Source organism: Acidovorax sp. (assembly GCF_046339755.1).
In the GTDB taxonomy this organism is placed as follows: Bacteria; Pseudomonadota; Gammaproteobacteria; order Burkholderiales; family Burkholderiaceae_C; genus Acidovorax.
The window spans coordinates 1-12,778 of record NZ_JBKDTZ010000195.1; the positions used below are offsets into that span (position 1 = coordinate 1).

Genomic DNA, 12,778 nt, shown 5'->3' on the forward strand with positions numbered 1-12,778 from the left:
CTGTTGCGCGCCTGCTTCAGGTTCTGGGGCGTCCCGCAGGTGCGGTTCAAGGCCACGGTGGCCGAGGTGGCACCTGAGTTCCAGGCCTCCGTGCGCTTCGTGCTGGCCGCCCTGGCCATCGCCGCCTGGTGCCTGTGGCGCGGTGTGCCCTTGTCCAGCCGCGGCGAACCCGCGGGCGCGCTGCGCGGCGGCCTGCTGGCGGGTGCCCTGTTCGCGGGCGAATTCGCCTGCATCTACCTGGGCCTGCAGTACACCAGTGCCTCGCGGCTCACGGTGTTCCTGTATGGGGCGCCGTTCTGGGTGGCCCTGCTGCTGCCGCGCTTCATACCGAGCGAACGGCTGCGCGGCTGGCAGTGGCTGGGCCTGGCAGCCGCCTTCGTGGGCGTGGGGCTGGCCCTGGGCGATGGCATGGTCGGCCCGGCCAACGCCGCCATGCCCCTGGCCTGGCTGGGCGACCTGCTGGGCGTGGCATCGGGCGTGATGTGGGCACTGACCACGGTGGTGATACGCACCACGGCGCTGGCGCGCGTGGCGCCTGCGAAGCAGCTGTTCTACCAGGTGGGCGTGAGCGCCGCCGTGCTGCCCTTCCTGTCCCTGGCGCTGGGCGAGACCTGGGGCTGGCAGTTCAGCGCCTTTGCCTGGGGCTCCCTGCTGGTGCAGGCCCTGGTCGGCGCCTTCGTGAGCTACCTGGCCTGGATGTGGATGCTGGCCCACTACCCGGCCACGCGCATCTCGGTGTTCGTGTTCCTGACCCCGGTCTTCGCCCTGCTGTTCGGCGCCCTGTGGCTGGGCGAGCCCGTGACGCCCGGGCTGGTGGTGGCCCTGGGGCTGGTGGCGGTGGGGATTGTGCTGGTCAATCGCAAGCCGGCAGCCGCTTGAGGATCACACGACGACTCGATACAGACATCCAAGGCACGGCATCAGAAATCGCGCTGTCCCAAGCCAGGGCGGCCGTGCAAGGGCCGCCCGCTGCGGATGCGGCGCTTCGCTTGCGTGCACTGGCTGCGTCCCCCTTCCCGAATGACGCAGTCATTCGAGAGAAGGGGTGAAGGCGCGAAGCGACTCAGGGGGATGCTCAGAATTTAGGAATACGGATGCGGCTGATCATGAGGGAGCCGGAGGCGGCAAACAGCAGCACCAGCGGGTGCAAGGTGAACCCGCCGATCAGCACCTTGCCGAACCACAGGTTCTCACCCAGCGCGCCCATGTAGGCGGCCAGGGCCAGCAGGCCCACGAGCACGATGGAGGTGGGGATGGGCGTGCCCTCGAAGTAGCGGACCTTGCCGTCGTCGCCCGAGAGCGTTTCGGCCGTGACGTTGTAGCGCGCCAGGCGCGAGACGCCGCAGGCCACGAAGTAGGCCAGCACCACGCGGTCGTACAGGCCCTGCATGCCGCAGCCGTAGGCGATGATGGCGGGCGCCACGCCGAACGAGATCACGTCGGCCAGCGAATCGAGCTCGCGCCCCATGGCCGAGCTTTTCTGGCGCCAGCGTGCGATGCGGCCGTCCAGCACGTCGAAGACCAGCGCGGCCAGCACCAGGGCGGCCGCGAAGTAGATGTGCAGCACCTCGCGCGTGCCCAGGTAGGTCATGGCCGAGAACAGCGCGCCCACGCCGCACACCGCATTGCCCAGCGTGAACCAGTCGGCCAGGTGGAACTCGCGGATCATCGAAAAGCGCTTGGGATGGGTTTGGGGGGTGGTCATGTCAGGAGTGCTCCGGTCGCGCCAGGGGGAAGTGGTGACGCCACATTATGGGCGGCGGCGGGCGGCAGCCCCTGTAGGCACATTTCCCGCGCGCCCCTTGCAGGGGTGTCCATCCACTGTCAATATTCTTGAACAGTGTGTCCATGGTTTTGAGCAATTGTCAAAAAATCATCGCGCACCAACAATGGTCCGCCCGCCTGTTCCTTCAGGATGGAGCCGATTTGCCAGGAGACAAAACCATGCACATTGCCCGGAGCGCACAGCCGCCCTGCCCCACCCTTGCCGCCACGGACCTGGGAGCCCGCGCATGACGGCGATGCCCGCCGGAACCGTGGACCCGCGCCCACCCCTTTCCGCCCCCTTTGCCCCGGCATTCCCTGTACACAGCCTGCAGGACGTGGAGCGCCTGGAGGCCGTCCCGCTGGCCCAGGCGCTGACGGTGCAGAGCACCTACGAGATCTTCCGCAATTCGGCCCATGCCTTTGGCGACAAGACGGCGCTGAGCTTTCTGCCCACTGCCGACCCGGCGGATGCGCCCGTGCGCTGGTCGTATGCGCAGTTGCTGGCCGGTATCCACCAGACGGCCAACCTGCTGCACACGCTGGGCGTGGGGCCGCAGGACGCGGTGGCCGTGCTGCTGCCCGGCTGCCTGGAATACCACCTGGCCCTGTGGGGCGGCGAGGCAGCCGCCATCGTGCAGCCGCTCAACCCGCTGCTCACGCCCGAAAAGCTCGCCTCCATGATGACCCTGGCCCGTGCCAAGGTGCTGATCGCCTACGGCGAGGACGGCGACTCGGGCTTCTGGACCAAGGCCATGGGCCTGCGCAGCCAGGTGCCGACCCTGCGCACCGTGCTGCGCGTGGCCCCGCATGGCGAGGCGCCGGGCGCCACCGGCCCGCTGCCGGATGGGGTGATCGACTTCTTTGCCAGCCGCAGCGCCCAGCCCGATGACCGGCTGGTGAGCGGCCGGCGCATCGCGCCCAGCGACATCGCGGCCTATTTCCACACCGGCGGCACCACGGGCGCGCCCAAGATCGCGCGGCACAGCCATGGCGCCCAGGTCTTCACGGCCTGGGCTTGCGTGCAAATGCAGGGCATACGCCCCGAGGACGCGGGCATCAACGGCTACCCGCTGTTCCACGTGGCGGGCGTGCTGCCCGGTGCCCTGGCCGCACTGTCGGCCGGGGTGGAGACCATCATCCCGACCACCGGGCTGTTTCGCAACCGCCAGGTGCTCGCCAACTACTGGCGCCTGGCCGAGCGCTACCGCTGCACCTACCTGTCGGCAGTGCCCACGGTGCTGGCCGCGCTGGCCAACGTGCCGCTGGATGGGGCCGACATCTCCACCCTGCGCTACTGCCGCACCGGCGCCGCCATCCTCGCGCCCGAGCTGGCGGCGCGCTTCGAGCGCCTGTTCGGCCTGCATGTGCACGAAAGCCTGGGCATGACCGAGATGGCCGGCATCTCCAGCGTCACACCGCCGGGCGTGAACGCGCCCGCAGGCTGCGTGGGCTGGCGCCTGCCCTACACACGGCTGCGCATCGTGGCGCTGGACGCGCACAGCAATGCCTCGGACCAGGAGATGCCGCCCGGCCAGCCGGGCATGGTGCTGTTCCAGTCGCCCAACCTGTTCTCGGGTTTTCTCGATCCCGCCGACACGGCACGGGCCTTCACGGCCGATGGCTGGCTGGCCACGGGCGACCTGGGCTTCATCGATGGCGAGGGCCGGCTGCACTTGAGCGGGCGCTCCAAGGACCTGATCATCCGCAGCGGCCACAACATCGACCCCAAAGTGATCGAGGATGCCCTGGGCGCCCACCCCGCCGTGCAACTGTGCGCCGCCGTGGGCGCGCCCGACGCCTATGCGGGCGAATTGCCAGTGGTCTTTGCCACCCTGGTGCCCGGCGCGCAGGCCAGCGAGGCCGAGCTGCTGGCCTTCGCCTGCGCTGGTGTGGACGAGGCCGTGGCGCGGCCGCGCAGCCTCACGGTGCTGGAGACTATGCCCGTGACCAACGTGGGCAAGATCTACAAGCCCACCCTGCGCCTGCAGGCCGCCTGCCAGAGCGTGCAGGCGCTGGTGGATGGCGTGTGCGCCGACCTGGGCCTGACCGCCCGCCCCGCCGTGCAGGCCCAGGGGGAAAGCGCAGTGCGCGTCACCCTCGATGCCGGTGCGCCGCCGGCCCTCGGCGAGCGTCTGCGCCAGGTGCTTGAGCCCCTGCCCATCCAGGTGCACATCGGTGCCGGGCCACCGCCCGCCGCTTGAGCCTTTTCAACCATAGAAACCACAACGATTCCAGGAGACAAACCACCATGCGAACTATCCAGACCCTGCCACGCCGCATCTGGCTCAGCGCCACCGCGCTGGCCACCATCGCCACCCTTGCCGGCACCGGCGCACTGGCCCAGCAACCGGCCAACTACCCCACCAAACCGATCAAGGTGATCGTGCCCTTTGCACCGGGCGGCGCCACCGACGTGCTGGCCCGCGTGCTGGCCGAGAAGATGGCGGCCGGCCTGGGCCAGCCCCTGGTGATCGACAACAAACCCGGTGCGGCCGGCATCATCGGCACGGATGCGGTGGCCAAGGCCGCACCCGATGGCTACACCATCGTGCTGGGCCTGAGCAATTCGCTGCTGACCAACCAGTTCCTTTACGAGAAGCTGCCCTATGACCCGCAGCGCGACCTAGCCCTGGTCTACCAGATCGCCATCGCCCCGCTGGTGCTGGTGGCCCACCCCAGCGTGCCCGTGGCCACCGGCCCCGAACTGCTCAAGTACGCCGCCGCCAACAAGGGCAAGGTGGCCTATGGTTCCTACGGCACGGGGGCCTACCCGCACCTGGCGGGCGCCTACATGAGCCTCACGCAGAACGCCGACATGAGCCATGTGGCCTACCGCGGCGAGGCGCCCATGGTGCAGGACCTGATTGGCGGCCAGATCCAGATGGCCTACGCCAGTGCCCTGGTCGCCAAGCCGCACATCGACGCCGGCAAGCTCAAGGCCCTGGGCGTCACCGGCGAGCGGCGCATGGGCATCCTGCCCAACGTGCCCACGCTGGCCGAGCAGGGCATGGCCGACGAGGCCTACCGCGTGGCGGGCTGGCTGGCCTTCGCCGCGCCGGCGGGCACGCCCCCGGCCATCCTGGAGCGCCTGGCCGCCGAGGTGCGCAAGGCCGTGCAACTGCCCGACGTGGCGCAGCGCATCGCGGGCATGGGCTTCGAGGCCCGCACCAACTCCTCACCGGCCGAGTTCAAGGCCGCGTACATGAAGGAGCGGCCCGTGTGGGAGCGTCTCATCAAGCAGTCCGGCGCAAAGCTTGACTGACACCCTGGGCCGCGCCGGTTTTTACGTGGCGCCCCGTTGGTTCGCAAACGCCACATACCAGTCCAGGCAGCCCGGGTTGGCCATCGCGTCCTTGTTGACGACCTTGTCGATGGGCTGGCCCAGCAGGAGTTTCTTGATGGGCAGTTCCTGCTTCTTGCCGCTCAGGGTGCGCGGGATTTCGGGTACCTGGAAGATGTCGTCGGGCACGAAGCGCGGACTCAGCGCGGTGCGCACGGCGCCATTGAGCTTGTAGCGCATGGCCTCGTCGAGCACCGTGCCTTCGCGCAGCACCACGAACAGCGGCATGTAGCTGTCGCGTCCCAGGTATTCGAGGTCGACGACCATGCTGTCGAGCACCTCGGGCAGAGCCTCCACGGCGCTGTAGATCTCGCTGGTGCCCATGCGCAGGCCGTGGCGGTTGATGGTGGCGTCCGAGCGGCCGTAGATGGTGCAGCCACCGCTGGTGCCATCGATCTTGAGCCAGTCGCCATGGCGCCAGACGGCGCCGGCCTCGGGCCCGGTGTCGCCGCCGCCGGGGCGGCGGCCATGGCCCGGCGGGTACATGTCGAAATAGCTCGACAGGTAGCGCTCGCCGTTCGCGTCGTTCCACAGGTACAGCGGCATGGAGGGGATGGGCTGCACGCAGACCAGTTCGCCCACCTCGTCCTGCACGGGCTGGCCCTGCGCGTTCCAGGATTCCACGGCCGCGCCCAGCATGCGGCATTGCATCTCGCCGGGCACCTGGGGCATTTCGCGGTGGCCGCCGATGAAGGCGCCGCAGAAATCGGTGCCGCCCGAGATGTTGTTCCACCAGATGTCGGGCGTGCCGATGCGCTGGAACTGCGCCGTGCCCCAGGCCTGCACCTCGGGCGAGAGCGGCGAGCCGGTGGTGCCCAGGGCGCGCACGCGCGAGAGGTCGCCGCAGGCCGCCAGGTCCAGCCCCGACTTCATGCAGTTGGCGAAGAAGGCCGCACCGGCGCCGAAGAAGGTGACGCCCGTCTCGGCCGCAAAGCGCCACAGCGTGCCCCAGTCGGGCCGGTCCTTGCTGCCGCCCGGGTTGCCGTCGTAGATGACGCAGGTGGTGCCCGAGAGCAGGCCGCTGGCCTGGGCGTTCCACATCACCCAGCCGGTGGAGCTGTACCAGTGGTAGCGCTCGCCGAAGCTGTTGGCCTCGTAGCTGCAGCCGATGTCGTTGTGCAGCACCTTGAGCTGCAGCGCCACCAGCACCATGCCGCCATGGCCGTGCACGATGGGCTTGGGCAGGCCGGTGGTGCCGCTGGAGTAGACGATCCACAGCGGGTGGTCGAAGGGCATCCACTCGGGCTCGAAGGCATTGACCGCGGGGCCGCTGGCGGCCACATCGGCAGCCCAGTCGGACCAGCCGGCCAGTGCCGCATCCGCAGCGAGGTTGGGCACCAGGATGGCGTGCTGCACGCTGGGCAGCGCGGCCCGCAGCTCGCTGAGCACGCCCGTGCGGTCGTGGTCGCGCCCGCCGTAGGTGATGCCGTCGACGCCGATCAGCACCTTGGGCTCGATCTGGCGGAAGCGGTCGAGCACGGCGTTCGTGCCCATGTCGGGTGCGCAGATGCTCCACACGGCGCCGATGCTCACCGTGGCCAGCAGGGCAACCATGGCTTCGGGGATATTGGGCAGGTAGGCGGCCACGCGGTCGCCGGGCTGCACGCCCTGGGTCTTCAGGTGCAGCGCCAGCGAGGCGACCTGGCGGCGCAGCTCGGGCCAGGCCAGCTCGCGGTGCTGGCCCTTCTCGTTGCGGCTGATGATGGCCGGCAGGCCGGCGCCATGGGCCGCCTGCACATGGCGCAGCGCCTGGCGCGCGTAGTTGAGCTGCACGCCCGGGAACCACTCGGCCCCCGGCATGGTGTTCCTGGCCAGCGCCACCGTGGGCGGGGTGGGCGACTCGATCTCGAAGTAGTCCCAGACGCTGTGCCAGAAGGCATCGAGCTCGGTCGTGGACCAGCGCCACAGCGCATCGTAGCTGTCGAAGGCCAGGCCGCGCTGGTCACGCAGCCAGTCCTGGTACAGGCGGATCTGGGGAATGAACGGGGGGGTGTTGTTGGTTGTCTCCATGGCGACGCAGCGTACCAGCGCTGGCGCAGGCCCGCCACAAGGCGCCGTCGCCGGATTGACATGCCTCCGGCACCAACCTCGACCCGGCCTGCGCGGGTGAACACGCGCAGGCCGGGGTATCAGCCGCCTTCGGGCTCGTTCAGGCCGGTGATGGCGTAGCCCTTTTCCTGCAGCTGGGCGCCTGGCTTGACGATTCCGTAGTGGTCCCAGCGGTCGGCATCTTCGTCCAGGTCCTGGCCTTTGACCTCGGTGTCCCAGTCCGTGTTGGTCGCTTCCTCCGGAATTCGCTTTCCTTCCGGCACGGCCAGGTGGGTGAAACGGCCCTCAGCTTCGGCCCGACGGTAGATGTCCACGCGCATGGTTGGTCCTTTGGCGGTTACAAAAGGCCCACTCTACTGCCCATGCCGGGAACACGCCGTAGGAAAAACTCCCGCTGCCGGAAGGGCCATGCTGGAACAGGCTGCTTTTTTTAGCACAGTTGTGCTAAATTTCGACCATGGACGCCAAGACCCAGAAAGCCGAGCTCACGCGCGCCGCCATCATCGGCGCCGCGCTGGACGTGGCTGCGGCCGACGGGCTGGAATCGATCACCCTGCAGGCCGTGGCCGACCGCGTGGGACTGTCCAAGAGCGGCGTGTTCTCGCGCGCCGGTTCGCGCGAGGCGCTGCAGAAGGCGGTGATCGAAGAATATGGCCGCAGCTTCCTGGCACAGGTGTTCGTGCCCGCCATGCAGCAGCCCAAGGGCCTGCCCCGGCTCAACGAGATCGTGCGCCGCTGGATCGCACGCACGCGTGACGTCGAGGCCTTCACCGGGTGCATCTACATCGCCGGGGCGTTCGAACTCGACGACCGCTCCGGCGAGCTGCGCGACCTGCTGCACACCGAGATCACGCGCTGGCGCGCGGCCCTGCGCCGCACGGTGCTGCAGGCCATCGAGGCCGGGCACCTGCCTGGCGACACCCCACCCGACCAGCTGGTCGCTGAGATCTACGGCCTGCAGATGGGCCTGTTGCACGACGTCCGCTTCCTGCGCGATCCGCAGGCAGTGCACCGCACCGAGGCGTCCTGGGCGCGCCTCGTCAAGAGTTATCAGACCGCCTGAACCCCCGGGTGCGCCCCATGGAAACCCTTGCTTCTTGTTCGCCCAAATTTCGCACAACCGTGCGAAGAAAGGAAAACACCGTGCTGATCCTTGTTGGCATTGCCGCTGCCGCGGCCCTTGCAGGCACCCTCCATGCCGTGCGCCAGACGCTGGCCCGGCTGCCGCGCAGCAACCGCGACTGGGTCTTCTACTGACCTTCCGCCGCCCGCTTCCCCCTTCCATCGCTTTCGGAGCCCCACCATGAGCCAGTCCACCGCCGTCCAGGCCACCTCGAACTTCTACGGCGCCCATGCCGGCATGCGCCTGGTGCGCCTGGCACTGGGCACCGCCCAGCGCCTGTGGCCGCGGCTCGCCGTGCGCACGGCCTACCGCCTCTTCGGTACACCCCTGCCCCTGCGCAAGCGCGGCCACCAGGCCCTTCCCGCCGCGGGCTGGCAGGCCGAGCGCTGGCCCTTCGAGGACGCCGAGATCACGCTCTACACCCGCAGCGACCTGCCCGCCGATGGCCCGGTGGTGCTGCTGTCCCATGGCTGGGGCGGTCATGCAAGGCACATGCTGCCCCTGGCCGATGCGCTGGCCGCGCGCGGCATGCGCCCGGTGCTGGTGGACCTGCCTGCACACGGCGGCAGCCGGGGGCGGGTGAGCAATCTGCCGCAGTTCGCCCGCGCCCTCGAATACGCCACGGCGCGCCTGCAGGCCCGCGGCGACACACTGGCCGCTGTCGTGGCCCACTCGCTGGCGGCCAACGCCGCGGCCCATGCCGCAAACCGGGGCCTGCCGGCCGCCCGGCTGGTGCTGTTGGCACCGCCCGCGTCTCCCCGCGAATACACGCGGCTGTTCGCCCAGGTGTTCGGGCTGACCGAGACCACGCGCGCCGCGATGGAGCGCCATATCGAGGCGCGCGAAGGCATTCTCATGCCCCAGTTCGAACCCCAGGCCGTGGGTCCGCGCATCGCGCTGCCCACGCTGGTGGTGCACGACCGGGGCGACCGCATCAACCGCTTTGCCGATGGCGAGGCCTACCGCGACCACATCGCCGGAGCCCAGCTCATCGCCACCGATGGCCTGGGCCACCGCAAATTGCTGCAGGACGAAGCCGTGCTGCAAGCCGTGGCGGATTTCATACGGCCCACTCCCTGAGTCGCTTCGCGCCCTCCCCCTTGAAAGGGGACGCCCCCAGCGCAGGTGCTGGATACGCCGCCTTCGCGGCGGGGCGACCCTTGCGCGGGGGCGTTGGCCTTGGCCGTGCCAGTGCCATGCGTCGTGCGCTGTGAGAAGCGCCATGAAAACCGAATTGCAGGCCTATGATCGGAGGCTCATTCCCTGTCGACCAGAATTTCCGATGCCCCTGCTCATGTCCGCCTGGCCCGTTCTGGTCTGGGCGTTGCTCGCCCTGGTCGTGCTGTCTGCCCTGTTCTTCCTGGCCAAAGGCAACCGGGCGGCCTTTTTGCAATTGCTGGCCCTGGTGGCCTGCTTTCTCATCGGTGCGCTGCTGATGGAATTCATGCTCTTCATGGCAGCGCGCATGTCGCGCACGGGTGGCTTGCAGGGCACACCGGTGCTGGGCGACGGCACGCGCCAGTTGCTGCGCACCATCGCCAACCCGCGCTCCATCACGGCGCCGCCGCTGTCGCTTGCCGCCGTGGCGGCGTACTCCGTGCTGCTGGCCTACCTGTGGCTTGCCGTGGTCTGGGTGCTGCACCTGCGCGGTGGCGGCAAGGCCGGCGCATCCAGGAAGAAAAAGCCGGCCAAGGCCTCCGCCAAGTCCCGCAAGGCTTGATTGACCCAGGGCAAAGCCCCTGCCGGCATCAGGGCAGCACAATGGACGGGTGCCCCATCCACCCGCCTGTTGCCATGACCTCCCGAAGTGACGTTCTCATCGTCGGCGCCGGCCCCGCCGGCCTGTCGCTGGCCATCGCCCTGGCGCAAGCCGGCTTCAGCGCCACCGTGGTGGAACAGCAGCTCGAAATCGCCCTGGCCCAGCCAGCGCCGGACGGGCGCGAGATCGCCCTCACCCACCCCAGCGTGGCCACACTGCAGCGCCTGGGCACCTGGGCCGGCCTGCAGCCGCACGAGCGCGGGCAGATCCGCGAAGCCCAGGTGCACGATGGCCCACTCGGCGACCACGGCCCGCTTCGGCTGCACACGGGTGGCGCACAGGCCCTGGGCGCCATCGTGCCCAACCACGCGCTGCGGCGCACGGCCCATGCCGTGGCCGCCCGCACGGCAGGCGTGCGCATCCTCACCGGCGCGCAGGTGGGCAGGGTGACCGCCACGGCCGAGCACGCCGAACTCACCTGCACGCTGGCCCCGGCCGAGGGCAGCGCTGCGGTACAGAGGCTGCATTTGCAAGCACCCCTGCTGGTGGCGGCCGACAGCCGCTTTTCGGCCACCCGCCGCCAGCTCGGCATTGGCGCGGACATCACGGACTTCGGCCGCACCGTCATCGTCTGCCGCATGCGCCATGCCTTGCCCCATGGTGGCACGGCCCATGAGTGCTTTGGCTACGAGCGCACACTGGCCATCCTGCCCCTGCCCGATGCCACGGACGGCCAGAGCGTCTGCTCGGTCGTGGTCACCGCCGGGGCGGCCGATGCCTCTGCCTTGCTGGCCCTGCCGCCCGAGGCCTTTGCCGCCGAGGTGCAGGACCAGTTCCGCCAGCGCCTGGGGCCCATGGCGCTGGACGGCCAGCGCCATGCCTACCCGTTGGTGGGCGTGTACGCGCAGCGCTTTGCGGGCCCGCGCTGCGCGCTGCTGGGCGATGCCGCCGTGGGCATGCACCCGGTAACGGCCCATGGCTTCAACCTGGGCCTGGCGGGGGTGGAGCGCCTGGTGGCAGCCCTGGTCGCAGGCCGCCACCAGGGGCACGATCCGGGCCATGCCACGGCACTTGCCCGCTATGCCAGCGAGCACCACCGCCATGCCTGGCCGATGTACCAGTGGACGAACGCCATCGTGCGGCTCTATACCGACGCCCGGCCCGTGCCACGCCTGCTGCGCCAGGGCGTGCTGCAGCTGGCACGGCGCCTGCCACCGCTGCGGGCGGCCATCGTGGGGCAGCTCACCGGGCCCCTGGGCGCTTCCTCACGGGCCCACCGGAGCACGCTGCGCCCCTGGGACTAGTGTGCTGTCCCGCAAATAGGTGACCAAAGTAAAACCGATGGATTTCGCGCCAGGGCAAGGCGCAAACCGCAGTGATAGCTGCAGCTATCGCGAGGATTTGCAACGCAGCCCTGGCGTGAAAGGCGCGGTTTCATGGTCACTTACTTGCGGGATAGCACACTAAGAGCTCAGCATGCCCCAGACCAGCGCCACGCCGGCGACCAGCAGATCGCCGGTCACGCTCGCTTCGGACGCATGGGTGCTGCTGAAGCGCTCCTTCTGCCGTTCGCGCTCGGCGCGCGTGCGGTCGCGCTCCAGGGATACCAATGCATCCGCCAGGTCGGTGCGCTGGGGCGGGTGCAGCTGGGCGGCGCGCTGCCCGGCCTGCGCATAGCCTTCCAGCGCACGCTTCACGGCCTCCGGATCGATGAGCGAGAACGCCGCGCGGCAGTAGGGGCAGGCGTGGTCCTTGCGGATGTCCACGGGGGCGCCGCAGCTCGTGCAGTAGATGGCGCCGACCCGCTTGGCGAGGTCCGCCACCTCCGGCTTCGTCATGTGGCGCACGAAGCCCTTTTCCACCATGAAGGACGAAAAGGTGCTGACGCGGCCGTGCTGGCAGGCGCAGAGGTACAGGACGTAGCGGCCGCTGCGCACCAGGTCGAAGCCGTGCTCGAGCGGACGCACGCAGCGCGGGCAGGCCATGCGGTTCTGCAGGGGGCGCCGCTCGTCGGTGCGGTGCTCGTGCAGCAGCCTGAACAGCTCCACCACGGCCGCGGGCGCCAGCTTCAGGTTCTCGTGCCGGTCGAACCAGATGCCCTGGCAGGGAAAGCAGATGTCGAGCGCCAGTTCACCGCCCAGGTTGGTGGCGAAGCGGTGCTCCTCCATGGGCTGACGGCAGGAGGGGCAGGAGGGAAGGTGCTGCATGGACGAATGGAAAGCCTGCGGGAGTACGGCCATGGTAGCGCGCCGGCGCGCTGACCCGCAGGCGACGCAGCCGCGGGCCCGGGCTCATGAACCGAAGCACAATGGCAGGCTCATTGCCAACCCCCAAGGGGGATCTGTTCACTCCCTTGCGAGAAAGAAAAGAACGATGCCAGCCATCTGGAAGAAACCCATCACCGTCGAATCGCTCACCCACCACAGCCTGCGCACGGCCGTGCCGCACCTGGGCATCGAGTTCCTGGAGGTCGGTGACGACTTCGTGCGCGGCCGCGTGCCCGTGGACGAGCGCACCCACCAGCCCTATGGCCTGCTGCACGGCGGCGTGAGCGTGGTGCTGGCCGAGACCCTGGGCTCGGTGGGCGCCGCCCATGCCTGCCCCGAGGGCTACCGCGCCGTGGGCCTCGACATCAACGCCAACCACCTGCGCTCTACCCAGAGCGGCTGGGTCACGGGCACGGCGCGCCCGGTGCACATCGGCCGCACCACGCATGTGTGGCAGATCGACATGGTCAACG

Annotated in this window: 12 protein-coding genes; 8 read left to right on the plus strand and 4 right to left on the minus strand. The window is 69.4% G+C overall.

Going from position 1 to position 12,778, the window contains the following annotated elements:
• On the plus strand, window positions 1-879 hold an 879-nt coding region (locus ACK59X_RS16015), incomplete at its 5' end, for a DMT family transporter (RefSeq protein ID WP_409958694.1).
• Between the two features lie 196 nt (window positions 880-1,075).
• On the opposite strand, the gene pssA is transcribed toward ACK59X_RS16015, so the two are convergent.
• On the minus strand, window positions 1,076-1,705 hold the full coding sequence (gene pssA / locus ACK59X_RS16020) for a CDP-diacylglycerol--serine O-phosphatidyltransferase (RefSeq protein ID WP_409958696.1): 630 nt from the start codon (window positions 1,703-1,705) through the stop codon (window positions 1,076-1,078).
• A gap of 307 nt (window positions 1,706-2,012) precedes the next feature.
• Between pssA and ACK59X_RS16025 the strand changes: the two genes are divergently transcribed.
• Window positions 2,013-3,968, plus strand: a complete 1,956-nt coding sequence (locus tag ACK59X_RS16025; RefSeq protein WP_409958698.1) for an acyl-CoA synthetase — start codon at window positions 2,013-2,015, stop codon at window positions 3,966-3,968.
• 47 nt (window positions 3,969-4,015) lie between these two features.
• Window positions 4,016-5,029, plus strand: a complete 1,014-nt coding sequence (locus ACK59X_RS16030) for a Bug family tripartite tricarboxylate transporter substrate binding protein (RefSeq protein ID WP_409958700.1) — start codon at window positions 4,016-4,018, stop codon at window positions 5,027-5,029.
• A gap of 21 nt (window positions 5,030-5,050) precedes the next feature.
• On the opposite strand, the gene ACK59X_RS16035 is transcribed toward ACK59X_RS16030, so the two are convergent.
• Both ACK59X_RS16035 and ACK59X_RS16040 read right to left on the minus strand, forming a co-directional pair.
• Complete coding sequence (locus ACK59X_RS16035) at window positions 5,051-7,117, minus strand: acetoacetate--CoA ligase (RefSeq protein WP_409958702.1); 2,067 nt, start codon at window positions 7,115-7,117, stop codon at window positions 5,051-5,053.
• A gap of 119 nt (window positions 7,118-7,236) precedes the next feature.
• Window positions 7,237-7,476, minus strand: coding sequence for a DUF6139 family protein (locus ACK59X_RS16040; protein ID WP_409958703.1), 240 nt, complete (start codon window positions 7,474-7,476; stop codon window positions 7,237-7,239).
• A gap of 137 nt (window positions 7,477-7,613) precedes the next feature.
• Here ACK59X_RS16040 and ACK59X_RS16045 point away from each other — a divergent pair, with 137 nt between their 5' ends.
• The 4 genes from ACK59X_RS16045 to ubiM all read left to right on the plus strand — a co-directional run bounded on the left by ACK59X_RS16045 (window position 7,614) and on the right by ubiM (window position 11,342).
• Window positions 7,614-8,219, plus strand: a complete 606-nt coding sequence (locus tag ACK59X_RS16045) for a TetR/AcrR family transcriptional regulator (RefSeq protein WP_409958705.1) — start codon at window positions 7,614-7,616, stop codon at window positions 8,217-8,219.
• A gap of 240 nt (window positions 8,220-8,459) precedes the next feature.
• Window positions 8,460-9,359 (plus strand): alpha/beta fold hydrolase, encoded by a 900-nt coding sequence (locus ACK59X_RS16050; RefSeq protein ID WP_409958707.1) that lies wholly within the window; start codon window positions 8,460-8,462, stop codon window positions 9,357-9,359.
• A gap of 214 nt (window positions 9,360-9,573) precedes the next feature.
• Window positions 9,574-9,999, plus strand: a complete 426-nt coding sequence (locus ACK59X_RS16055; RefSeq protein WP_409958709.1) for a hypothetical protein — start codon at window positions 9,574-9,576, stop codon at window positions 9,997-9,999.
• 74 nt (window positions 10,000-10,073) lie between these two features.
• Window positions 10,074-11,342 (plus strand): 5-demethoxyubiquinol-8 5-hydroxylase UbiM, encoded by a 1,269-nt coding sequence (gene ubiM / locus ACK59X_RS16060; protein WP_409958711.1) that lies wholly within the window; start codon window positions 10,074-10,076, stop codon window positions 11,340-11,342.
• 159 nt (window positions 11,343-11,501) lie between these two features.
• Here ubiM and ACK59X_RS16065 read toward each other — a convergent pair whose 3' ends face one another.
• Window positions 11,502-12,245: a zf-TFIIB domain-containing protein gene (locus tag ACK59X_RS16065; RefSeq protein WP_409958713.1), complete on the minus strand. Its 744-nt coding sequence runs from the start codon at window positions 12,243-12,245 to the stop codon at window positions 11,502-11,504.
• 166 nt (window positions 12,246-12,411) lie between these two features.
• Here ACK59X_RS16065 and ACK59X_RS16070 point away from each other — a divergent pair.
• Window positions 12,412-12,778, plus strand: a 367-nt coding sequence (locus ACK59X_RS16070) for a hotdog fold thioesterase (RefSeq protein WP_409958715.1), incomplete at its 3' end; no start/stop codon positions are given.